19 protein-coding genes are annotated in these 22,348 nt (G+C 69.8%); 2 read left to right on the forward strand and 17 right to left on the reverse strand.

All coding sequences use genetic code 11. The annotated features are described in order from the left end of the window. Positions 1–69: 69 nt before the first annotated feature. From ACZ7IB_RS02765 to ACZ7IB_RS02820, 12 genes are all read right to left on the reverse strand, one after another. The gene (locus ACZ7IB_RS02765) at positions 70–840 is read right to left on the reverse strand and encodes an AfsR/SARP family transcriptional regulator (protein WP_189274301.1); all 771 of its coding nucleotides are present in this window, start codon (positions 838–840) and stop codon (positions 70–72) included. Between the two features lie 368 nt (positions 841–1,208). Further along, on the reverse strand, positions 1,209–2,258 hold the full coding sequence (locus ACZ7IB_RS02770; RefSeq protein ID WP_470908584.1) for a fatty acid desaturase family protein: 1,050 nt from the start codon (positions 2,256–2,258) through the stop codon (positions 1,209–1,211). Positions 2,259–2,310: 52 nt separating this feature from the next. After that, positions 2,311–3,555 carry a beta-ketoacyl-[acyl-carrier-protein] synthase family protein gene (locus ACZ7IB_RS02775; RefSeq protein WP_470908586.1) on the reverse strand — a complete coding sequence of 415 codons (1,245 nt, stop codon included), beginning with the start codon at positions 3,553–3,555 and terminating at the stop codon, positions 2,311–2,313. Next, the gene (locus ACZ7IB_RS02780; protein ID WP_362206794.1) at positions 3,552–3,791 is read right to left on the reverse strand and encodes a phosphopantetheine-binding protein; all 240 of its coding nucleotides are present in this window, start codon (positions 3,789–3,791) and stop codon (positions 3,552–3,554) included. Before ACZ7IB_RS02780 ends, ACZ7IB_RS02775 begins: the two co-directional genes overlap by 4 nt. A 57-nt stretch (positions 3,792–3,848) precedes the next feature. Beyond that, entirely contained in the window at positions 3,849–4,880 is a 1,032-nt protein-coding gene (locus ACZ7IB_RS02785) for a beta-ketoacyl-ACP synthase III (protein ID WP_470908588.1), read from the reverse strand. Further along, positions 4,877–5,833: a VlmB-like protein gene (locus tag ACZ7IB_RS02790; RefSeq protein ID WP_470908590.1), complete on the reverse strand. Its 957-nt coding sequence runs from the start codon at positions 5,831–5,833 to the stop codon at positions 4,877–4,879. Before ACZ7IB_RS02790 ends, ACZ7IB_RS02785 begins: the two co-directional genes overlap by 4 nt. Next, positions 5,830–6,366, reverse strand: coding sequence for a flavin reductase family protein (locus ACZ7IB_RS02795; protein ID WP_470908591.1), 537 nt, complete (start codon positions 6,364–6,366; stop codon positions 5,830–5,832). Before ACZ7IB_RS02795 ends, ACZ7IB_RS02790 begins: the two co-directional genes overlap by 4 nt. Then, entirely contained in the window at positions 6,363–6,866 is a 504-nt protein-coding gene (locus ACZ7IB_RS02800) for a hypothetical protein (protein WP_470908593.1), read from the reverse strand. The genes ACZ7IB_RS02795 and ACZ7IB_RS02800 overlap by 4 nt, the downstream gene beginning before the upstream one ends. Then, positions 6,866–7,390, reverse strand: coding sequence for an SRPBCC family protein (locus ACZ7IB_RS02805; protein ID WP_470908595.1), 525 nt, complete (start codon positions 7,388–7,390; stop codon positions 6,866–6,868). Before ACZ7IB_RS02805 ends, ACZ7IB_RS02800 begins: the two co-directional genes overlap by 1 nt. Positions 7,391–7,434: 44 nt before the next feature. Then, on the reverse strand, positions 7,435–8,703 hold the full coding sequence (locus ACZ7IB_RS02810) for an aspartate aminotransferase family protein (RefSeq protein WP_470908597.1): 1,269 nt from the start codon (positions 8,701–8,703) through the stop codon (positions 7,435–7,437). Positions 8,704–8,720: 17 nt separating this feature from the next. Next, positions 8,721–9,860, reverse strand: a complete 1,140-nt coding sequence (locus tag ACZ7IB_RS02815; RefSeq protein WP_470908598.1) for an acyl-CoA dehydrogenase — start codon at positions 9,858–9,860, stop codon at positions 8,721–8,723. Then, on the reverse strand, positions 9,860–11,479 hold the full coding sequence (locus ACZ7IB_RS02820; protein WP_470908599.1) for an aldehyde dehydrogenase family protein: 1,620 nt from the start codon (positions 11,477–11,479) through the stop codon (positions 9,860–9,862). The genes ACZ7IB_RS02815 and ACZ7IB_RS02820 overlap by 1 nt, the downstream gene beginning before the upstream one ends. 462 nt (positions 11,480–11,941) lie before the next feature. On the opposite strand from ACZ7IB_RS02820, the gene ACZ7IB_RS02825 reads away from it, so the two are divergent. Continuing rightward, positions 11,942–12,838: a helix-turn-helix domain-containing protein gene (locus ACZ7IB_RS02825; protein WP_470908601.1), complete on the forward strand. Its 897-nt coding sequence runs from the start codon at positions 11,942–11,944 to the stop codon at positions 12,836–12,838. An 82-nt stretch (positions 12,839–12,920) separates the two neighbouring features. On the opposite strand, the gene ACZ7IB_RS02830 is transcribed toward ACZ7IB_RS02825, so the two are convergent. Then, positions 12,921–14,366, reverse strand: coding sequence for an MFS transporter (locus tag ACZ7IB_RS02830; protein ID WP_470908603.1), 1,446 nt, complete (start codon positions 14,364–14,366; stop codon positions 12,921–12,923). Positions 14,367–14,552: 186 nt separating this feature from the next. On the opposite strand from ACZ7IB_RS02830, the gene ACZ7IB_RS02835 reads away from it, so the two are divergent. Beyond that, positions 14,553–15,335 carry a thioesterase II family protein gene (locus ACZ7IB_RS02835; protein WP_470908605.1) on the forward strand — a complete coding sequence of 261 codons (783 nt, stop codon included), beginning with the start codon at positions 14,553–14,555 and terminating at the stop codon, positions 15,333–15,335. A gap of 39 nt (positions 15,336–15,374) precedes the next feature. Here ACZ7IB_RS02835 and ACZ7IB_RS02840 read toward each other — a convergent pair whose 3' ends face one another. The 4 genes from ACZ7IB_RS02840 to mmsA form a co-directional block, all read right to left on the reverse strand. After that, positions 15,375–16,943 carry a long-chain-fatty-acid--CoA ligase gene (locus ACZ7IB_RS02840; protein WP_470908606.1) on the reverse strand — a complete coding sequence of 523 codons (1,569 nt, stop codon included), beginning with the start codon at positions 16,941–16,943 and terminating at the stop codon, positions 15,375–15,377. A 65-nt stretch (positions 16,944–17,008) separates the two neighbouring features. Beyond that, entirely contained in the window at positions 17,009–20,140 is a 3,132-nt protein-coding gene (locus tag ACZ7IB_RS02845; protein ID WP_470908607.1) for a type I polyketide synthase, read from the reverse strand. A 5-nt stretch (positions 20,141–20,145) separates the two neighbouring features. Continuing rightward, a complete protein-coding gene (locus ACZ7IB_RS02850) occupies positions 20,146–20,604 on the reverse strand; it encodes an acyl carrier protein (RefSeq protein WP_470908609.1) in 459 nt (152 codons plus the stop codon). A 232-nt stretch (positions 20,605–20,836) separates the two neighbouring features. Beyond that, a complete protein-coding gene (gene mmsA, locus ACZ7IB_RS02855; RefSeq protein WP_470908611.1) occupies positions 20,837–22,336 on the reverse strand; it encodes a CoA-acylating methylmalonate-semialdehyde dehydrogenase in 1,500 nt (499 codons plus the stop codon). Positions 22,337–22,348: the final 12 nt, after the last annotated feature.

Here is a 22,348-nt window from a genome sequence, read left to right on the forward strand (position 1 = left end):
AATTCCTCCGTCATCGACAATCGCTTCCGGGGTACGTGGGGGAGGGGAGCGGCGTGCCGGGAGTGCGGGTCAGGACGCGACCGCGGAACCGGCCAGCGGGGTACGTGCCACCACGAGCCGTTCGGCGCCGCCGAGCGCCGGGTCCTGGTTGAGGATCGCCATCATGCAGCTCTTGACGCTCGGCGAGGGTTCCATCCCGAACTCCTCGACCAGACGGCTGCGCAGCTGGTTGTAGGTCTGTATGGCCTCGGCCTGACGACCGAGGCGGTAGAGGCACACCATCAGCAGCTCGAACAGCCGCTCCCGCCAGGGGGCGAGGTAGGCGAGCATCTTCAACTCGCTGACGGCCTGGGCGTATCCGTCGATCGCGATGTCGAGCTGTATCCGCGCCTCCACGGCCGAGAGCCGGTTCTCCTCGAACTGCGCGGCGGCGCTCTGGCAGATCGGGCCGCCCGTGACCCCCTCCAGCGGCGCACCGTGCCAGAGCGACAGGGCCCGGTCGAACAGCTCCCTCGCGCCCGCCGGATCGTTCCGCATCGAAGCGCGCGCCTGTTTCGTCAGGGACCCGAAGAGGTGCACGTCCACTTCGAGCGGGTCGACGTCCAGCACATAGCTCGACGGGCGGGTGATCAGCCGCCGGCAGACGAACTCGTCACCGAGCTCGGCGCGGAGCACTTTTCGCAGCCGGGCCACTTGGGCCTGCAGGGCGTTTCCGGGCTGACTCGGTATTCCCTCCTCCCACAGCTCCTCGAAGAACTGCTCCTTGGTCACCGGCTCCCCCGCCTTCAGGAGCAGCAGCGCGAGCAGCGTGCACTGACGCGCACCCCGTAAGGCGGTCAAACCGGTTCCGTTTATTATTCCCACTGAGCCAAGAACCCTGAATGTCACGAATCCCCCCGTGTCCAATCATCCGTTGACCGTCGGGAAGGGCCGCAACTCGTTGAATATTTATCGAGCACGCCCCTCGCTCGGCCAACTGTGCAGTACAGCAATTGGCGAAGTCCATTACCCATCCAGTAATTGACGCCTCACCGGGGAGCGTGATAAAACCCATTCTCAGCAGAGAATGCAAAAAAATAACCAAGAATGCCTGGGTGCCGGCCGGTGCGGCTGAGGGCCCACGTACCATCCGGCACGCGGGCCCAGCGGCACCCGATGCCGCGCGCCGCCGCCGCCGGATCCGGCACCGGCGGACCCGGCCGTGACACTCACGCAGCCTGCGGTTCCGCGCCGTTGCGGGCCTCGTCGCTGACCTTCCCGAGGAAGCGTGCCACCTCGCGGTACGAGGCCCAGGCGGACACCTCCCGGTACGGAATGGAGTGCTCCGCGCAGTAGTCGATGACCATCGGCCGTACGTACCGCAGATTGACCCGGGGCATGGCGGGGAACAGATGGTGCTCGACCTGGTAGTTCAGCCCCCCGTACAGGAAGTCGGTCAGCCGGCTGGACCGGATGTTGCGCGATGTCAGCACCTGACGGTGGAGCCAGTCGAGCTGGACATCGCTGCGGTAGACGACCATGCCCTTGTGGTTCGGGGCGAAGACGGCGCCCAGATACAGGCCGAACACCGCCTGGTTGAGGAGCACGAACACCACACCGGTCAGCGGTGACAGCACGGTGAACACGGCGGCCAGACAGACCACGGCGTGCACCCCGATCAGCCCGAGCTCCAGGACGGGGCGGCGCAGCCCGCCCGCGCGTGCCGCCTTGAAGCCGGACGCGTGCAGCCGCCAGGCCTCCTGGCCCAGCAGTACGAAGAACATCACCGCCTGGAAGCGGATGACGAACCTCCGGAAGCCGCTCGTCGCCTTCGCCGGCATCTCGTCGACGTCGAAGATGACCTGACGGCGCATCGTGTCCGGGTCGCGGTCGAGGTTGTTGGGGTTGCTGTGGTGCCGGTTGTGGTGGTTGATCCACCAGCCGTACGCGGTGCCCATCAGCAGGTTCATATGGATGGCACCCAGCACCTCGGACGGCACCTTGGCCTTGCTGATCTGCTTGTGGCCCGTGTCGTGCGCGATGAAGCCGGTCTGGACGAAGGCCAGCCCCAGCGCGACCGCGGTCACCAGCTGCCACCAGGTGTCCCCGAACCAGAACAGGGCCGCCCAGCAGGCCCCGAACAGAACGAGGTTGGAGATTATCTTGAAGGCGAAGTAGTCCTTCCGGGGATCCATCAGCCCGGCCTGCTTGACCAGATCGGACAGTTCCTCGAAGGAGCCTGTCGGCGAGATGGTCAGGGAGTCCTGTCGGGCGGGCATGAGCGTTTCTCCTTCATGTCGGGCCGAAACGTCGGGCCGAATGGCGCCGTGGTCAGGCCGCGGTGAACACGAGTACGGCGTTCTGCCCCCCGAATCCGAAGGAGTTGCTCAGGGCGACTCCGATCGGCAGGGCCCGGGGCGCCTTCGCCACGATGTCGACCTCGATGGCGGGGTCGACGCTGTCGAGGTTCGCGGTGGGCGGCACGATCCCCTGCTCCAGCGCGAGTACGGTGAGCGCCGCTTCGATGGCTCCTGCGGCGCCGAGTGAGTGCCCGGTCACGCCCTTGGACGACGTCACCACGGGGCGCGTGCCGAGCACCCGTTTCAACACCCGGGCCTCGGTGAGGTCGTTGAGCGGGGTCGAGGTGCCGTGCGCGTTGACATGGTCGACCTCGTCGGGGGCCACGCCCGCGTCGCGCAGCGCTGTGCGGATCGCGCGTTCGGCGCCCCGGCCCTCCGGGTCGGGAGCGGTGGCGTGATGGGCGTCGGCCGATGCCCCGTATCCGCTCAGCCGGGCCCGTACCCGGGCGCCGCGGGCCAGGGCATCGGCCGGCCGCTCCAGGACCAGCACCCCCGCGCCCTCCGCCGCCACGAACCCGTCCCGGTCGGTGTCGAACGGGCGGGATGCCGCGGCCGGATCGTCGCACCGCCGGGAGAGTGCTCCCATCCGGGCGAAGCCGGACAGCACCGCCGGGGTCAGGCTCGCCTCGGTGCCTCCCGTGATCACCACGTCGCACGTACCGGACCGCAGCAGGTCCCGTGCGGTGCCGATGGCGGTGGCGGCCGAGGCGCACGCCGTGGCAGTGACGAGGTTGGGGCCGAGGGCGCCGAACTCCATGGCCGCGTAACCGGACACCATGTTGACCGCGGACATCGGCACCAGCATCGGTGAGACGGCCGCCGCCCCCTGCCGGTCGAGGGTGCGGACCTGTTGCTCGAACGTGGCGGTGCCGCCGAGGGCGTTGCCCAGGACCACGCCGACCCGGGCTCCGTCCCAGTCGGCGGGGTCGAGCCCGCTGTCGTGGACGGCCTCCGCCGCGGCGATCAGGGCCAGCTGTACGTAGCGGTCGAGCCGCCAGGCCCGTCGCCTGCCGAAGTGGGCCACCGGGTCGAAGTCCGCGGCGCGGCAGCTGAAGTCGACCAGCAGCCCCGCCAGACCGGGGTCGGTGGCCGCGGCCGGCTCGGCGTCCAGAACCCGCGCCCAGTTCTCCGCCACCCCGTTGCCCGCCGGGGTCAGCAGGCCGAGACCGGTGACCGCGATGTCTCGGGCCCCGGCGTCGTCGCGGCCGGGGCTCACAGCACCGCGCTCTTGCTGTCGATCAGGGCGATCAGGTCCTTGACCGACGATTCCGCGCCGACCTCCTCGTCGTCGATCTGGATGTTGAACTCACCACCGGCGACCAGGGCGAATTCGACCAGGGCCAGGGAGTCCAGGTCGAGATCGCGCATGGTGGTGTCCTCGGTGACCTCCTCCGGCTCGACTCCGAACCGGCTGACGAGGACCTCGGTGATCCGGTCGAGAACGCTGGGCATCTCTGTCTCCTAACGGTGTACGCAAAGGGTTTGGACGGGACGGGTGTGGTCGTGCGGTCAGACGGCGTCCAGTTGCGGCCAGCGCAGCGTGGTGGAGCCCCAGGCGAGGCCGCCTCCGAAGGAGGTGAGCACCACCGAGTGGCCGGCGCGCAGGGAGCCGTCGGCGACCGCGTCGACGAGCAGCAGCGGGACCGATGCCGCCGCTGTGTTGCCGACCCGGTCGATGTTGGCGAGAACCCGTTCCTGCGGCAGCCCGAGCTGTTCGGCGAGGGCGTCCAGGATTCGGGAGTTGGCCTGGTGGGCGGCGAGCCGGTCGATGTCCCGCACGGTCCAGCCGGCTTGGCCGACGGCCTTCTGCACGGAGCCGGTCATCCGCAGCACGGCGTGCCGGAACACCTGCTTGCCCTGCATGGCGAAGTAGTGGTCACGGGGCCCGGCCGGTACGCCGCTGCCCCGCTGGCGCGAGCCCCCGGCGGGGATCTCGATCAGGTCGGAGAGGTGTCCGTCGGTGCCCAGGTCGAATCCGCCGAGCGCTCCGGGCTCGTCCGGTTCACCGCGGCGCAGTACGACGGCTCCGGCGCCGTCCCCGAAGATCGGTCCTGTGGTGCGGTCCTCGGGATCGAGCAGCGTCGAGTAGGCGTCCGAGCCGATCACCAGGACGTCGTCCGCCGTGCCCGAGGCGATCAGTCCGGCGCCGATCGCCAGTGCGTAGACGAATCCGGCGCAGACGGCCCCGACGTCGAAGGCCGGCACCCCGGCCAGTCCGAGCCGGGCGGCCACCTCCGGGGCGGTCGCCGGGCAGGGGCGGTCCGAGGTGGTGGTGGCGAGGACCACCGCGCCGACGGAGTCCTGTTGCGCCGACTTCAGGGCTCTGGCTCCGGCCTCGGCGGCCAGCGAACCGGTGGACATCCCGGGCTCGATCACATGCCGCTGCCGGATGCCGGTACGGGTGCGGATCCACTCGTCCGAGGTGTCCAGCCGGGCGACGAGCTCCTCGTTGGTCACCACCCGGGGCGGCAGCCAGCCGCCGAGCCCGCACAGCACCGCGGCCGGTCCGTTCCGCCGTCCGGCCTCGGCCGGGCCCGTCATATGAGGGCCTCTTCCAGCCCCATGTACTTCAGGCGCTTGGCCTTCATGTCGTCGGACCACTGGTCGGCGGTGTCCTGGCGCTCCTGCGGGGTGGTGTCGATCAGCCGACGGCCCGGCCAGATCTCGTAGTCGCCCACCACGTCCCCGTGGCGGCGCAGCCCCTCCTGGAACCTCTCCTCGCGCCAGTGCACCATGTCGTGGGTGGGGAGCTCCTCCCACATGTCCATGCCGCGGCGGATCAGCTCCACGACCCGGCCCTTGTCCTGCGGGTGGTCGATCAGATGGCGGCGCGCGATGTCCGCCCCGACCGTCAGATGGCGGATCTCGTCGATGCCCGCACCCTTGTCGATCTCCGCGGCTGCCGGGTCGAGCGGGCGCCACTTGCGCTCGCTCAGTTCGGCCGCGGGGGCGAGGGCGCCCTCCAGGATGATGGTCATCATCACCACGCCGCCGATGAAGTCGCGGTCGTCACGCATGATTTCCAGGCTGCGCTGCTCCAGCGGCCCCAGCACGCTGTCCTTGTACGGGGAGGCGAAGGTGTCGACGGCCTCGACCAGCCGCTCGGGGGCGATGCCGAGCGCCAGCAGGTGGTTGCGGAACACCATGGCGTGCCGGCACTCGTCCAGCACCTGGGTGGCGTAGAACTCCATGGTGTCGTTGTCCGGCGCGATCGGGACCAGGTACGACAGCACCCGGGTGGCCTTCTCCTCGGCCAGTGCCCGGAAGGCGTACTCCTGGGTGATGGCCTCGAAGAACGGCCCCTCCAGCATGTGCGGGGCCACGGTGAGGGCGGGGTCGTGTCCGTCCGGGCGGCCGCGCAGGGTGCCCTGCGGTACGGCCTGCAGCCAGTAGCGGAGGTTGCAGTCCGCCGCGGTGAGCTCCAGGTCCATGGCGCCTTCGAGCAGTCCGGGGGCCTGGTCCCAGTCCGCCTCGGCTGGAATCTGCGTGGTCATGTGGTTTCCTCCTCGATCCGGATGTGACCGGGGTGAAGATGCCCGGCGAAGTACAGCAGTGGGGCCCCGGTGCTCTCGGCCGCGCAGGCCGTCACGGTGGCCAGGACGACCACGTGGTCCCCGGCCGGAACGCATTCGTGCACCCGGCAGTGCAGCCAGCTGAGGGCGGACCGCAGCTGGGGCACGCCGCCCTCGCCCGGTGTCCACTGCACCCCTTGGAACTGGGCGCGCCCCGGGCTCTTGGAGCGGCTGGCGAAGTGCCGGGCCAGCGCGGACTGGTGGGCGGCGAGCACATTGACGGTGAAGACACCGTGCTGCGTGATGCGCGGGAGCAGCGAGCTGTCGTTCTGCAGACAGACGGAGATCAGCGGTGGTTCGTGGGAGACGAAGGAGAACGCGCTGACCGTGCTGCCGTGCACCGCGTCCCCGTTGCCCACGGTCACCACCGACACCCCGGTGGGGAACCTGCGGGCGGCGCTCCACACCGTGGTCTCGACGACCGGCCGGTGCGCCGTGCCGATCGGCGAGGTCATGAGGTGGCGGACTGACGGGCGGGGGCCGGGGCGGGAGCGGCGGCCGGGGTCCGGCCCGATCCCGGTTCCACGGCCGCTTCCAGCGCGGCGAACTGCGGATGGACGACGGGCTCGAAGCTGACGCCGAACGGCTTCAGGAAGTTGCCGAACAGGGCCCGGTCCCCGCACAGATGGATGGGCAGGGCGAGCAGCGCCCACTCGTTGCCGATCAGCAGGATCCACAGCAGGGCGACGGCGCCCTGGGTCGCCATGCTGTGCATGGTGTTGTACAGCACGTAGTACGCCTTCGGTATCCGCTTGGTCCTGCTGCGGTGGAAGGCGATGGCGCCGGGGATGTAGCCGATCAGGTCGATGTAGACGAAGAGCAGGGCGAAGGGCCACCAGCGGATGTCGCCCAGGTGCCGGAAGAAGAAGTAGAAGCTGACACCGAGGGCGAAGAGGTATTCGAGCCGGATCAGCCGGTAGGTGGTTCTGGTGTCGAAGCGATTGAGCGCGTCCATCAGGCGCCTCCTCGAGCGGAGAGCGAGTGCGCCGGCTCCGGAACGGGACCGGCCAGGTCGGTGAGCGCCTCGCCGCCCTCCAGCACCGTGATGGAGCCGAAGAGCCCTTCGAGGACGGAGCAGATGGCCCGCTTGATCACGCGTTCGGCGATGGGGTCCATGATTCCCACGAGGCTCTCGATGCCGAAGTCGTAGGTGACCTCGAAGCGGACCTCGATGCCGGAGCCGGCCGGGGTCAGCTGCCAGCTGCCCCGGAACTCCTCGAAGTCGCCGTCGGTCTGGTCGAATTCGATCCTCAGCTTCTCCGGATCGAGGGTCTCCGCCTCGTTCCAGCGCATGATGCCGCGCCGGAAGTTCACCTCCCAGTCGCTGTCACGCGGCGCGTTGGGGGTGGCGGGCGGATGGGTCTCGACGACGTGGATGTCCTCCGCGATGTCCGCGAAGCGGCTGAAGTCCGTGATGGTCTCGAAGGCCGCCGAAGGGTTCTCGGTGTCCAGGGCCACCAGGAGGTGAATGCTTCTCATGGTGATATTGCTCCAGTTGTCGGGGGGAAGGGCGGCCGTAACGGTCAGGCGATGACGGCGCGGGCGGCCTTCTCGAACGCGTCGAGAAGGAACTGCACGTCGTCCTGGCCGAGCACCGCCGGTGGCGTCAGTCGCATGACGGTGGAGGAGTTCAGCGAGTGGTTGGCGAGGACACCGGCGCCGATCAGCTCCAGGAGCAGGTCCCCCGCCAGTCCCGGCACGGTGAACTCCAGGCCGATGAGCAGGCCCGCTCCGCGTACCTCCAGCAGCCGGTGGCCGAGTACCTCGCGGGCGATCCGGTCCAGCTCGGTCAGCAGCAGCCGCCCCAGCTCGTCGGACCGTTCCACCAGGGAGTCCTCCTTGATGGCGGCGAGCGCACCGCGGGCCGCGGCCATCGCCAGCGGGTTTCCGGAGAAGGTCGAGGTGTGGATGAACGGGTCCTTGTCGAAGGGCCGGAACACCTCGGGTGTCGCCACCAGGGCCGAGACCGGCACCACGCCGCCGGCCAGCCCCTTGCCCACCAGGAGGATGTCCGGCACCACGCCCTCCCGGTCGGCGCCCCACCATGTGCCGAGGCGGCCGAGTCCGGTCTGGATCTCGTCGAGCACGAAGAGCGCCCCGTACTCACGGCAGAGCCGTGCGACGTCCCGCAGATAGCCCTCGGGCGGCACGATCACACCGGCCTCGCCCTGCACCGGCTCGACGATGACGCAGCCCTCTCCCGGGTAGCGCGCCAACTCGGCCTCCAGGGCGGCCGCGTCGCCGTACGGCACATGCGAGACCTGGGGCAGCAGTGGCCGGAACGGCTGCTGGAAGACATCCTTCGCGGTGAGGCTGAGGGCGCCCATGGTCTTGCCGTGGTAGCCGAGGTCCATGGAGATCAGCCGGCTGCGGCCCTGGGCGCGCGCCAGCTTGATGGCACCTTCCACGGCCTCCGCTCCGGAGCCCGCGAAGTGCACCTTCTGCAGCCCGGCGGGGACGACGTCGATCAGCGCCTCGGCCGCGTCGACGACGGCGGGTTCGAGGAGCAGCCGGGTGGCGACCGGATTGGTGTTGAGCTGCCGGGTCACCTCGGCGACGACCCGGGGGTGCCGGGCGCCCATCAGGAAGACCCCGTATCCGCCGCAGTTGAGAATGCGGCTTCCGGACGCGGTGTGGATCCAGGGGCCCTCGGCGGCGACCTCCACATCGCCGCCGAACATCTCGCCGAGGGAGGCGCGGCCCTTGCTCAGGTAGCGGCGGTAGCGGGTGACGAGGTCGGCGTACGGGTCCTTGGCGGGCGCCGGTGCGGTGCCGGTGTACGTGGTGGTCATCGTGGATGCTCCCGGTGTCATGCCACAACCAGCGGCTGGCCGGCGTAGTAGTCGAGCAGGCCGTCGACGGTGCTGGTGCGCGACGGCGGGTGGAAGGCGATCGCGTGGGTCGCCGCGGCGAGGTACGCGATGTCGGAGGAGGAGATGAAGGCCATGCCGCCGAGCATCTCCACGGCCTGTGCGGTGGTCTCGGCGATCAGCTTCTGCACGCCGAACCGGGTGACCAGGGCGGCCGCGAGCCCGTCGTTGTCGGTGTCGCCGTCCATGACGCGCCGGGCCAGTCCCTCGGTGAGCGCGGCCGCGGTCTCGATGCCGACGGCGAGGGCCCCGCGGTCGGAGGCGGAGCCGCGTCCGCGCCGCAGCACCCGGTCGACCAGGGAGCTGGCCATGCCGGTGTACGCGGCGCACACGATCATCTGGAACCAGATCAGTCCGACCTCCTGGAGCTCGCTGAGCTCCTCGGCCAGCTCGGCCGGCGGCTGAAGTATCTGGCGGTCCGTCACGAATACGTCGGTCAGGCGGACTTCGTTGCTCTCGGTGCCCAGCAGTGCGCTGGTCTGCCAGAAGGGGTGCACGCTGATGCCGGGGGTGTCGGCGGGCAGGATCAGGAAGCCCATGTCGACCGAGCCGTCCGGCCTGCGCATCCCGACGCTCGCGGTGATCAGGTCCATGGACTTCGACAGGCTGCACGGCTTCTTGGAGCCGGTCAGCAGATACCCGCCGTCCACCGGCCGGGCCTCCATGGTGGGACTGAGGATGCCCTGTTCGGTACGGCCCTCGGCGAAGGCCGAGGCCACCAGCAGGCGTTCCTGGGAGACCCGCTTCAGCAGCAGGTCGTCGAGGTCGGTGCCGTCCGCGAAGGTGTCGGCGACGCCGAAGAGCGTGCCGACCGAGAAGTGGTGCATGGCGGTCGCCACGGAGAGGGAGGGGGCCGCGGCACCCAGGGCGCGCACCACCCGGGCCGCCTGCAGCGCGGTGGCGTCCGCCCCTCCGAACGCGGCGGGCACCAGCAGGTTGGATCCGCCGTGGTCCCGGAAGATCCCGACGGCGGGGCTGTTGCCGGACTCCAGCTCGGCGAAGGGCACTTCGTCCAGCCGGTCCAGCAGGCCGGGCAGCAGCGCCTCACAGGTTTCGCGGTCGGCTTGCATGAACTGCATTACTGCTCCTCAGAGTTGTGATCCGGCGTGGCGGTCGGCAGCGGCCCCGGGCGCATTCCGGCGAGCTCGGCGTACGCTCCGAACACCGCCTCGCGCGGCCGCACCCCGGTGGCGCGCGAGACGCCCTGCAGATGAGTGGTGCGCAGCATCGGGTAGTTGGCCTCGCCGAAGGCGCCGCCGGTGCGTCCGGTGCCACCGTGCGTCGGCAGATAGGGCAGGAAGCCGATGTGCGAGTCGTTGACCTTGAGCAGGCCGCCGTTGGACACCTCGTCCACGAAGCGGTCGGCGACGGCCTCGTCCCGGGTCCACAGCGAGTTGCGGAGCCCGTAGGGGTTGCTGTTGACGTAGGCGAGCATCCGGTCCAGCAGCTCGCCGTCGGGGGCCGGCTCGGGCACGATGACCGGCAGCAGCGGGAAGAACGTCTCCTCGGCGACCGCCTCGATGTCGCGGCAGTGGTCGAGGCCGTCCACCCGCAGGACGGTCGGTTCGAGGAAGAGGCCGGTGTCGGAGGGCGTACCGTCGGTCTCCATCCGCCGGGCGCCGTGTACCAGGGTGGCTCCCTTGTCGAGGGCGTCCTGGACATAGGCGTAGAAGCGCTCGCTGCGCAGTACTGGGGAGAGCAGCGCGCCGGGGTCCTCGGGCAGTCCCGGGCGGATCAGTGATGCGGTCAGCCGCAGACGTTCCAGCAGCTGTTCGGCGACGGCGGGGTGCACGATCACCTGGTTGGGCACCATGCAGATCTGCCCCGAGCCGAAGAAGCACTCCACAAGGGCCTCGCAGGCGGCCTCCAGATCGGCGTCGCGCCAGATCAGCACGGCGTCGTTGCCGGCGAGTTCGAGGACGGGCTTCTTGCCGTGCGCGACGCAGTCGCGCTCCAGCTCCAGCCCGGTGATCACGCCTCCGGTGTAGAAGATGTCGTTGATGTGCGGGCTCTCCAGCCAGCTCTTGATGGCCGGCCCGGGGCGGGAGCAGAAGACGTTGAGCGTGCCGGGGGGAGCGCCGATGTCGTCGAGGGCCGGTGCCACCAGCTCACGCATCGCGTACATGACGCCGAGCGGTGCGCTGCGCGGGGCCCGCACGACCACGGCGTTGCCGGCGATCAGCGGGGTGATCCCGAACAGTGCGCTGCTGGCGGGCGCGTTCTGCGGCGGGTTGACGGCGACCACGCCGTCCGCCACCCGCCGTACGGTCATCCGCCGGTTGGCGTGCTCGATGCTGTGCTCCATCTGCCGGGCGCACCAGCCGAGGGTCTCCTCGCTGAAGATCTCCAGCAGTCCGGCCACCTGCCATTCGGCGAGTGCCCGCGGGTTGCCTTCGGCGATGAGCAGATCGACGAACTCCAGGTGGCGGCTCAGCAGCCGTTCGCGGATTCCCCTGCCCAGCCCGAGACGCTGTTCCAGCGGAAACCGTGCCCACACCGGAGCCGCCTCGGCCGCTTTGCGGGATGCCTCCTCGACCGTACGGTCGTCGGCCAGCGCGCAGCGCCCCACGACGAAGTCCGCCGCTTCCGCGGGATCGGCTTTACCACGTTCCAGTTTTCGTTTGAGTGTCAGGCTTCTGAACACATCGTCAAGAATGGACGACGTCTTCACCGTGTAGACATGTCTTTCTGCAGCCACCTCACGTCCGGCGATATACGAGTCGTAGCTGAGGAACACGGGTCGGGCCGGTCGCGAACCACTCGTGGCGACTTGTCCGAAGGTCCCGGTGGGAGATTCCACGATTCGATGTCTTCCTTCCGAGGTGCTGGGTGCTCGACGCTGCGGAGACAAAAGCTGCGGATACACGGAAGTGGCCGGAAGCTGCGCGACTCGGCACGTCGGCGATTCTGGCAGGGCCCACTGATACGGCCCTGACGGTGGACTGACCATCCGGAAACCGGACGGAGCGCGGCTTCGCACGTGCGGGATCGGGACTCCGGATTCTTGACACCGATTCCCGTTTATTTACGAGACAGTCAACAACAGGCCAGGGAGGCGATAAATGATCCCTGCGGCTGCGGGCGAATCATTCCGGCCAAAATTTATTGCAGCTCACGGCCGGGCCGAGAATGGCGAAGTCGACCTGCCTACGATGGGTAAATGCGCGGAGACACGATGCCCAGCGGACACGCGAAGTCCAATCGAATCGGCCCCATGCTCCGGGAGTGGCGCCATCGACGGAATCTGAGCCAATTGGCGCTTGCCCTGCTGGCCGAGACGTCCAGCCGCCATCTGAGCTTCATAGAGACCGGCCGCGCCAGGCCGAGCCGCGAACTTCTCCTGAGGCTCTGCGATCAGTTGGACGTGCCCGTACGCCAGCGCAACCGCCTCATCATGGCCGCGGGTTACGCGCCGGCCTTTGAGGAGACGCCGATCGACGAGTCACATATGAATCGGGCCAATGAGGCCGTCGAGCGGCTCCTCACCGGCCATGAGCCGTATCCCGCCCTGGTCTTCGACACCGTCTCGGATCTGTTCCGGGCCAACCGGTCGGCGATGGCGCTGCTGGACGGCGTGGCCGAGGAGCTGCTGCTGCCGCCCGTCAACGTCGTGCGGCTCGGTCTGCATCCGATGGGCATGGCGCGCAGGATCACCAACTTCGCCGAGTGGCGCCGGCATCTGCTCTCCCGGCTGCGGCGCGATGCCGCGTTCACCAATGACGAGCGGCTCAGCTGCCTGTACGAGGAGGTTCGCGCCTACCAATACCCGCCGGCTCTGCTGAGCACGGAGCCGAACTCCCCGGACACCTCGGACACCTCGGACACCTACCAGATCGCGATTCCGCTGCACATCCGCGCGCTCGGGACCGAGTTGAGTTTCTTCAGTGCCGTGACCACCTTTGTGGCGCCCGTCGACATCACGCTGGCCGAGCTGACCATCGAGACGTTCTATCCCGCCGACAGGCACACCGCCGGCACGCTCCACTCCCACCACTGGAACGATCACCTGCGCGCGGCTGTGCCCGAGGGCTCTCCCCTGCTGCCGACCGGCCGCTGAGCGCACCCGCCGCTGCTGCGGGTGCGCTCAGCCGGGCTCCCCGGTGGCCGTGCACTCAGAGAGTTCCTCGGTGGCCGTGCGCTCAGGCGGCTTCCTCGGTGGCCTTCTTCGGCAGCAGCTGGATGGCGAGGACGAGCAGCAGTGCGAGGACGGTCAGATACACCAGCCCGGCGTCCAGCCCGTCCGCCGCGCTCGCCGGGACGGCGTCGGCCCTGCCGTAGTAGATGATGCCGATCAGTGCGACACCCAGTGCGTTGCCCACCTGCATCATCGTGGTCAGAACCCCGGAGGCCGCACCGGCCAGACGGGGCGGAATGCCCGCCAGGACCGTCGAGTTGAGCGGCGCCATCACCATCCCCATCCCCGCCCCGTCGAGCAGCAGGGCCGGGGCGAGCAGCCAGATGTTCCCTTCGACGCCGATGCGGGACACCGTGAGGAAGAGCAGCAGCTGACCGACCGCGATCAGCACCCCGCCCAGGGCCAGCGACTGTCGCCCCAGCCATGCCCCGAGCCGCCGCCCGAACACGGACGTGACGAAGAACCCGGCTCCCATGATCGTGAAGGTGAGACCGGAGTCCAGTGCGCTCAGCCCGCGTCCCTGCTGCAGATACAGCGCGAGAACGAGGAAGAACGAGGCCATCCCCGAGTAGAAGACGATCACCGCGAACAGGCCGACCGTGAAGGCACGCTGACGGAAGAGCCCCGGATCCAGCAGGGGCGAGCCGCCCCTCGCCGACAGCCGTCGCTGATGCAGTACGAAGGCTCCGAGGAACGGCACGGCGAGGATCAGACACGCCCAGGTCCAGGCCGGCCAGCCCGCCTCCCGCCCTTCGACCAGCGGCAGCACCACCGCCACCAGGCCCAGCGTGACCAGCAGCATCCCCGGGATGTCGAGCCGGCTGGCCCCCTCCGCGCGTGACTCCGTGATCAGCCTGGGGGTCAGCAGCAGCGCGGCTGCCCCGATCGGCACATTGATCAGGAAGCAGCTGCGCCAGCCCAGACCGGCGACATCGGCCTGGATCAGCGCCCCGCCTATCAGCTGGCCACCGACCGAAGCCGAGGCCAGGACCAGGCCGTACGCCGTGAACGCCCGTACCCGGGAGGCTCCGGTGTAGGTGACCCCGAGGATGGTCAGCACCTGCGGGGAGAGTACTGCGGCCCCGATGCCCTGGGCGACCCTGGCGAGCACCAGCACCGGGGCGTTCGGCGCGATCCCGCACACCAGCGAGGCCGCCGTGAACAGCAGCAGCCCGATGACGTAGAGACGGCGCCGCCCGAAGATGTCGCCCAGCCGCCCCGCCGTGATCAGGCCGCAGGCGTACGCCAGACCGTATCCGGCCACGATCAGCTGGACCTGGGCCGTACTCGCGCCGAACTCGTTCTGCATCGCGGGAATCGCGACGTTCACGATGAAGAAGTCGAGGACGACCATGAAGGTGCCGGCCAGGATCACCGGCAGCGCCAGGGAGCCGGGCCGGTCGGCAGCGGCCCGGCCAAGTTTCGGTGGTGTGGTGTTGACGTCGGTCACAGCGTTCCTTCCCGCGCTCGAACCGGTACGAGTCCGCTCACCTTCCGCGCACGGCGGCAACGGTGTCGATTACCTGGCAGGTAATCGACCGGGCCACCGCCCGCTGCCTAGCGTCGAGCGGTACGGACGCGAGGCGGGGCCGCGGCAAGGTCCCCGCCCATTGCGGCACAAACGCGGGAGGGGCAGATGGTCCAGGAGAACGCGGGGCTCGGCGCCGCTTGGTTCCACACCGGCCGGGCACGGCCCGACGCGGCGTGCAGGCTGTACGTCTTCCACCACGCGGGCGGATCGGCCGCGACGTACGCCCCCTGGGCACAGATGCTGCCCGACGACGTGGAGGTCGCCGCGGTCCAGCTGCCCGGCCGGCAGAACCGCCGCTCCCATCCCGCGTTCACCGATCTGGACACACTCGTCGAGGCCGTGTACGAGGCCCTGGAGGACGACCTCGACGGACGCCGCTTCGCGTTCTTCGGGCACAGCATGGGCGCGCTGATCGCCTACCGGCTGACCCTCGCCCTGCAGAAGGACGGCGCCCCCGCTCCCGCTCTGCTCGCGGTCTCGGGGTGGGAGGGGAGTGCGCACCGACCGAGCCCGGTGCCCGTCGCACAGCTCTCCGACGAGGAATTCCTGGCCCGTGTCGGGGAGTTCGGGGGTCTGCCGCCGGAGGTCACCGGGAACCGCGAGCTGCTCGACCTCGTACTCCCGACACTGCGCGCCGATTTCACGGTGGTCAATGGCTATACGGACGACCGCGCACGGGTCGACTGCCCGGTCGTGGCCTACGGCGGGGCCTCGGATCCGCTCCTGGGAGCGGGTGCCATGGGTGCCTGGGCCGACCGGGCGGACGCGTTCCAGGGGCTCAACGAGCTGCCGGGCGGTCACTTCTACATCTACGAGCACGCCATGGCGGTGGCCGCGGACCTGGCACGCCGGCTGCGGCGGAACGCGGCGGGCCCTCGACGGGGCTGACACCGGCACCGGTGCCGGTGCCGGTGCCGCCGGCCGACGTCAGTGGATCTTGCTGGCCCGTCCCGCCCAGAACCGGTCCCGCAGTTCGCGACGGAGCACCTTGCCGGTCGAATTGCGGGGCAGGCCGTCCAGGAAGTCGTACCGGACGGGGATCTTGAAGTCGGCGATCCGCCCCTTCAGGGACAGCATCAGTTCCCTCGGGGTCGCCCGCGCTCCCTCGTGCAGCACCACGCAGGCGTGCACCGCCTCGCCCCAGCGGGGGTGCGGGGCCCCGATGACCGCCGCCTCGGCCACCGCGGGGTGCTTTCCGAGTGCCTCCTCGACCTCGCCGGGGTAGACGTTCTCCCCCGCGACGATGATCGTGTCCTTGATCCGGTCGCAGAGGTAGAGATAGCCGTCCTCGTCGAGATAGCCGGCGTCGCCCATCCGCAGCCAGCCGTCCGCCAGGGTCTGCGCGCTGGCCTCCGGCAGGTTCCAGTAGCCCAGCATGAACGCGGGCGACCGCACCCATACCTCGCCGGTCTCACCCGTGGCACAGGTCCTGCCGTCGGAGACGATCCGTATCTCCACCCCCGGGCAGGCGCGTCCGGCGGCACGCAGCCGGGGGCTTCCCGGTATGTGGTCGGGCATCGGCAGCAGGGCCACCGCGTTGCCCGTCTCGGTGGCGGCGTACGCCTGCACCAGGTCGGCCTCCAGCACCTCGATGGAGCGGACCAGCAGTTCCTCGGCGATCGGCGAGCCGCCGTAGACCGCCTTGCGCAGTGTCGCGAAGGCTTCCTTGGACGCGGCGGGTTCGGCCAGCATCATCTGGAGCATGGCCGGGGCGACGAAGGTGGTGGTGACACCCACGTCCCGGATCAGGGCGACCGCGTCCTGGGCGACGAACATCCGCATGATCACGTTCGTCACGCCCGCGGTGAAGCCCTGCATGGACCAGGAGAGCCCGGCGATGTGCAGTCCCGGCAGCCCGATCAGGCTCTTGTCGTCCGGCTTCCAGTCCACCCAGTCGAGACCGTTGTCGTCCATGGCCCGGCCCAGTGCGAAGAAGCTGCGGTGCGGCAGGACCACGCCCTTCGGCAGCCCGGTGGTGCCGCTCGTGTACATCTGGGCGATGGGCTGGGCGGGATCGGGGCGGTACCCGGTGCCGGTGTCCGTGAAGGCGGACTTCCAGTCCAGGAAGCCCGCGCCGCGCCGCCCGGCGGCGTCCATGCCGACGACGCATTTCAGTTCCGGCAGCTCGGCCTCGATCCGCTCGACGGTGGCGCGGTACTCCTCCTCCACGAAGAGCAGCCGGGCGCAGGAGTCCCGCAGTTGATGCTCGACCTCGCTCTCGGTGAGCCGCCAGTTGACCGGCACCAGGACGGTGCCGCTCTTGGCGCAGGCGAAGGCGATCTCGTAGTAGTGCTGCGACTCCATGCCGAGGAACGCGACCCGGTCGCCGGGAGCGAGCCCTGCGGCGAGCAGGGCGTGCGCGGCGCGGTTGCTCTCGCGGTCGAGTTCGGCGTACGTCACCTCGGTACCGAGGTGGATCATGGCGACATGATCGGGCCGGACGGCGGCGTGGTGTCCGGGGATGGCGGCGAGTGTCTCTGGCGTGGCCTCGTCCATGGTCTCTCCATCAACAGGTCCGGCTGATCCGGAGGTCGGGGCCCCGGCCGTGTGCGGCACGGGGTTCAGTCCGAGGTCAGCCGCTGCTCGGCGAACTCGGCCAGGGAGCGTGCGCTGGGGTGGTCCATGACCTCGGACACCGTGGTCCTGCGGCCCAGGGCCGTACCCAGCTGTCCGCTGAGCCGGGCGGCGGCCAGCGAGTCGAGGCCCAGGTCGAGGAAGTGCGCACCGGGCTCTATCTCCGTGGGGTCGTCGAACTGCAGCTCGGCGGCCATCAGCGCACGGATGTGTCCGGTGAGGGCGGCGAGTCGTTCGCCCTGGTCCATGGAGAGCAGCCGCTCGGTGTCCAGTTCCGCGGGGGCGGCGGCGACGGGACCGGACGCGGGGGCGTCCGGGGCGGTGCCCGGCCGTGCGCCCGCTCCGGTCCCGGGCGCGGAGCGGCGGGGGTCCGCCGACCGGAGCCAGTACTCCTGACGGTCGAACGCGTAGCCCGGCAGCACCACCCGGCGCAGCCGCCGCTCCGCGTGGAAACCGGACCAGGACACCGGGTATCCGGCGGCGTACAGCTTGGCCGCCGAGGACAGCAGCGCGAGGTCGTCCTGCTGAGCGGGGCGCAGGCTGGCCAGCCAGATGTCACCCGGGGCGTCGAGGTTCTCCCGGGCCAGCGACGACAGTGTGGCGGACGGCCCGATCTCGATGAACGCGTGCCTGCCGCGCCGGGCCACGGTCCGCATACCGGCCGCGAAGTCCACCGGTTCGCAGATGTGCCGGACCCAGTAGTCGGGTTTGGAGATGTCCCGCCACCTGGCGACCTGGCCCGTGAGGTTGGAGATCAGGGTGAACTCGGGCTCGTGGAAGGCGATGTCGTCGAAGGCCGCGCGGAACTCCTCGGTGACCGCTCCCATCAGGGGCGAGTGGAAGGCGTGCGAGACGGGCAGCCGCTTGACCCGCACGCCCTTGGCGGACAGCTCGGCGATCACCGCGTCCAGCGAAGCGGCACCTCCCGAAATGACGCACTGCGTGGGTGCGTTGTACGCGGCGACGGCGAGGTCGTCGTACGGCTCCACCAGGGCGGTCGCCGTCTCCGCGTCGGCCCCGACGGCCGCCATGCCGCCGGGGGCGGTGACCGAGTCCATCAGCCGGGCCCGCACCGCGACCAGCCGGACCGCGTCGCCCACGCTGAAGAGGCCGGCGACAGCGGCGGCGACCACCTCTCCGATGCTGTGCCCGATGACGGCCGAGGGCCGCACGCCCCAGGACAGCCACAGCCGTGCCAGCGCGTACTCCAGGACGAACAGGGCGGGCTGGGTGTACCGGGTGCGGTGCAGTTCTCCGGCGTCCTCGGTACGGCCGAACATCAACTCCCTGATGGAGCGGCCCAGATACGGGGTGAAGAGTTCGTCCAGCTCGTCGACGGTCCGGCGGAACAGCGGGTGGCGCCCGTACAGGGCGAGGCCCATGCCCGGGTGCTGCGCGCCCTGACCGGTGAACAGGAAGACCGCCTTGCGTACGGCCTCCGGCCTGGCCGTCGCGGACCGGGCGGCCCGGTCGGCGAGCAGCGCGGACAGACCGGCGTGGTCGCGGACGACTCCGGCGATCCGGTGGTCGAAGTGGGCGCGCCCGGTGTTGCCCGTGTAGCAGATGGCGGAGACCGGAAGGTCGGGGCGGTCGGCCAGCAGTCGCTGGTAGCGCTCGATCTGCAGGGCGAGCGAGCGGGCCGACTTGGCGGACAGCGTGAAGACATGGCCGCTGTCGCGGTTCGCGTCCCTCGCACCCCCGGCCTGCTCGACGTCTTCGCGGACGGGACCGTCCGCACCGGCGGGAGCCTCTTCGAGCACGGCGGACGCCAGGGTGCCGGCGAAGCCGAAGGAGTTGACCATCGCCCGTCGGGTGCCGGATTTCCAGGGGCGGGTCTCGGTGGGGATCTCGACCGGGGAGACCTCCCAGGGAATGCGTGTCGACGGCTTCTCGAAGTTGAGGTGGGGGAAGATCTCGCCGCTCCGCAGCTGGGCAACGGCCTTGATGACTCCGCCGATCCCCGCGGCCGGCTCCATGTGTCCGATGTTGGTCTTGGACGAGCCGACGATCACCGGATCGTTCCTGCTGTGCGAGTCCGCGAAGACCTCGCTGATCGCACCGATCTCGATCGGGTCCCCGAGGGGGGTTCCGGTGCCGTGCGCCTCCACATACTGGATGTCGCCGGGCTCCAGCCGGGCGCTGCCGAGCGCCCTCCGTAACAGGGCCTCCTGCGCGGCACCGTTGGGCACGGTGAGCCCCGCGCTCTCCCCGTCCTGCCCGACGGCGCTGCCCCGGACGAGCGCCAGGACGGTGTCGCCGTCGCGCCGGGCGTCCGACAGCCGCTTCAGCACGATCATGCCGCAGCCCTCGGCCCGGCCGTAGCCGTCGGCCGTGTCGTCGAAGGTCTTGCACCGGCCGTCGGGCGAGAGCGCGCTCAGATCGGAGAAGAGCGCGGTGCTGCGGGGGTGGTGAATGGCGTTGACCCCGCCGGCCAGGGCGATGTCGCACTCGCGGTGGCGCAGCCCCTGGACGGCGAGGTGGAGTGCGACGAGGGAGGCCGAACAGGCGGTGTCCACGGTGATGGAAGGGCCGCGCCAGCCCAGGAAGTACGAGAGTCTGCCGCAGATGCCCGAGTGCGAGACACCGGCCGCGATCCGGCCGTCCAGTTCGTCGTCGCGGAGCTCGTCCATCTCCATCACGTAGTCGAGGGAGCTGGCCCCCACGTAGATGCCGCCGTTGCCGTGCCGCAGCGCGGTCGGGTCGATCCCGGCGTGTTCGAGGGACTCCCACGCGGTCTCCAGCACCAGCCGCTGCTGCGGGTCCAGGCAGTGCGCCTCGGCGGGGGCCGTCTTGAAGAACCTGGGGTCGAACCGTTCGAGCCCGTCGAGGAAGCCACCGCCCGAGGTCCGGATGACGCCGCGTCCTTCGCCGGACGCGTATGCCTCGACGTCCCAGCGGTCCTTCGGGAACGGTCCGATGGCGCTGCGTCCCTCGCGCAGGAACTCGGTGAATTCCTCCAGGGAGTTGTTTCCGCCGGGGAAGCGCAGACCGACGCCCACGATCGCGATCGGTTCGTACTTCTCCTGCAGCAGCTCCTTCAGGAGTTCGCGCTGCTTGCGCAGGTCATCGTGAGCCTGCTTCAGGGCACTCTCGGTGGTCGCGTCGTCCGGATCCGCCATGTCTCCTACCCCTGGTAGAGGTTCTTGAGGGCTTCGTCGACCAGCGCGTCCGCCGAGTGGTCCACCGAGCGGGAGGCAGCGGCGGATGCGGGCCCGTTCACGGGTGCGGCCACGCTCGCGGGGCGGAACAGGCCGGGGAGCAGCTCGTCGCAGATGTGGTCCATCAGCTGGCCCACGGTGGGACTGTTGAACAGCAGGCTCGCGCTGAGTTCGTGTCCGATCATCGACTCCAGGCTCTGCTTCAGATCGGTGATCGTCAGCGAGGTGAGCCCCAGATCGAAGTAGCTCTCGTCCAAAGGGAGTTCGTCACCGTCGCCCATGAGCAGCACGATCTTGAACTCGGCGACGACGAGATCCTCCAATGCCTGCCGTCGCTCGGACCGGGGCAGATCGAGCAGGTCGTCCACAACCGTGGCGGCGCCCACCGTCTCGGGCCCCGAAGGGCATTCGTCCAACGCACTCACTGCCATCGCCTCCGCCAGGTCGAGCCTCCGCAAGAGCCCCCGTACCGCGCTTCGCGGGTGCCTGCTCCATTCCAGTCGACGAGCACGAGAGCAGTCCAGCGCCGTCGGAACGGCGGTACGGGCATGTGTCCCCGATGTCAGCGACACGTCAGCGCGGGGGTGCCCCGGGCATGGCGACGGCCCGTACGGATACAGCTTCCGTACGGGCCGTCGGCGCAGAAGGGCAGTGGAGTCAGTGGTTGCGCGGGAAGCCCAGGTCCACGCCCGCCGGGGCGTCGGCCGGGTCCGGCCAGCGGGTGGTGACGACCTTGCCGCGGGTGTAGAAGTGCACGCCGTCGTTGCCGTAGATGTGGTGGTCGCCGAAGAGGGAGTCCTTCCAGCCACCGAAGGAGTGGTAGCCGACCGGCACCGGGATCGGCACGTTGACGCCGACCATGCCGGCCTCGACCTCCAGCTGGAAGCGGCGGGCGGCGCCGCCGTCACGGGTGAAGATCGCGGTGCCGTTGCCGAACGGCGAGGCGTTCATGAGGGCGACGCCCTCTTCGTACGTCTCGGTGCGCAGGACGCACAGGACCGGGCCGAAGATCTCGTCCTTGTACGCGTCCGAGTCGGTGGACACGTTGTCGAGGAGGGAGAGGCCGAGCCAGTGGCCGTCCTCGAAGCCCTCGACGGTGAAGCCGGTGCCGTCGAGGACGACGTCGGCGCCCTGGGCGGCCGCGCCCTTGACGTAGGAGGCGACCTTGTCGCGGTGGGCGGCGGTGATCAGCGGGCCCATCTCGGACGCCGGGTCGTTGCCGGGGCCGATCTTGATCTTCTCGGCGCGCTCCTTGATCTTGGCGACGAGCTCGTCGGCGATGGAGCCGACCGCGACGACCGCGGAGATCGCCATGCAGCGCTCACCGGCGGAGCCGTACGCGGCGGAGACGGCGGCATCGGCCGCGGCGTCGAGGTCCGCGTCCGGCAGCACCAGCATGTGGTTCTTCGCGCCGCCGAGTGCCTGGACGCGCTTGCCGTTGGCGGAGGCGGTGGCGTGGATGTAACGGGCGATCGGGGTGGAGCCGACGAAGGAGACCGCGGCCACGTCGGGGTGGCTGAGCAGGCCGTCGACGGCGACCTTGTCGCCGTGCAGGACGTTCAGCACACCGTCCGGCAGACCGGCCTCGGCGGCCAGCTCGGCCAGCAGGTTGGCGGCCGACGGGTCCTTCTCGCTGGGCTTGAGCACAAAGGTGTTTCCGCAGGCGATGGCGAGCGGGAACATCCACATCGGCACCATGGCCGGGAAGTTGAACGGGGTGATACCGGCGACGACACCGAGCGACTGGCGGATGGAGGAGACGTCTACCCGGCTGGAGACCTGGGTGGACAGCTCGCCCTTGAGCTGGGTGGTGATGCCGCAGGCCAGCTCGACGATCTCCAGACCGCGGGCGACCTCGCCCAGCGCGTCCGAGTGCACCTTGCCGTGCTCGGCGGTGATCAGCGCGGCGATCTCGTCACGGTGGGCGTCGAGCAGCGCGCGGTAGCGGAAGAGAACCGCGGTGCGGGCGGCCAACGAGGACGTGCCCCAGGTGGCGTAGGCGTCCTTGGCGGCGGCGACCGCGGCGTCGACCTCTTCGAGCGATGCGAGCGCGACCTGGGTGGTGACGGCGCCGGTGGCCGGGTCGGTGACCGGGCCGTAGTTGCCCGACGCGCCCTCGACGGTCTTGCCACCGATCCAGTGGTTGACGGTCTTCATGACAGAACTCCT

The sequence above is a fragment of the Streptomyces sp. NPDC037301 genome, assembly GCF_055602785.1.

Bases quoted from the DNA above. Each gene is read 5' to 3' on its own strand.
- ACZ7IB_RS02790 (WP_470908590.1), bottom strand. From the start codon at position 5,833: ATGACCACGCAGATTCCAGCCGAGGCGGACTGGGACCAGGCCCCCGGA.
- ACZ7IB_RS02840 (WP_470908606.1), bottom strand. From the start codon at position 16,943: ATGGACGAGGCCACGCCAGAGACACTCGCCGCCATCCCCGGACACCAC.
- ACZ7IB_RS02810 (WP_470908597.1), bottom strand. From the start codon at position 8,703: ATGACCACCACGTACACCGGCACCGCACCGGCGCCCGCCAAGGACCCG.
- ACZ7IB_RS02805 (WP_470908595.1), bottom strand. From the start codon at position 7,390: ATGAGAAGCATTCACCTCCTGGTGGCCCTGGACACCGAGAACCCTTCG.
- mmsA (WP_470908611.1), bottom strand. From the start codon at position 22,336: ATGAAGACCGTCAACCACTGGATCGGTGGCAAGACCGTCGAGGGCGCG.
- ACZ7IB_RS02780 (WP_362206794.1), bottom strand. From the start codon at position 3,791: ATGCCCAGCGTTCTCGACCGGATCACCGAGGTCCTCGTCAGCCGGTTC.
- ACZ7IB_RS02770 (WP_470908584.1), bottom strand. From the start codon at position 2,258: ATGCCCGCCCGACAGGACTCCCTGACCATCTCGCCGACAGGCTCCTTC.
- ACZ7IB_RS02845 (WP_470908607.1), bottom strand. From the start codon at position 20,140: ATGGCGGATCCGGACGACGCGACCACCGAGAGTGCCCTGAAGCAGGCT.
- ACZ7IB_RS02795 (WP_470908591.1), bottom strand. From the start codon at position 6,366: ATGACCTCGCCGATCGGCACGGCGCACCGGCCGGTCGTCGAGACCACG.
- ACZ7IB_RS02785 (WP_470908588.1), bottom strand. From the start codon at position 4,880: ATGACGGGCCCGGCCGAGGCCGGACGGCGGAACGGACCGGCCGCGGTG.
- ACZ7IB_RS02825 (WP_470908601.1), top strand. From the start codon at position 11,942: ATGCGCGGAGACACGATGCCCAGCGGACACGCGAAGTCCAATCGAATC.
- ACZ7IB_RS02835 (WP_470908605.1), top strand. From the start codon at position 14,553: ATGGTCCAGGAGAACGCGGGGCTCGGCGCCGCTTGGTTCCACACCGGC.
- ACZ7IB_RS02800 (WP_470908593.1), bottom strand. From the start codon at position 6,866: ATGGACGCGCTCAATCGCTTCGACACCAGAACCACCTACCGGCTGATC.
- ACZ7IB_RS02815 (WP_470908598.1), bottom strand. From the start codon at position 9,860: ATGCAGTTCATGCAAGCCGACCGCGAAACCTGTGAGGCGCTGCTGCCC.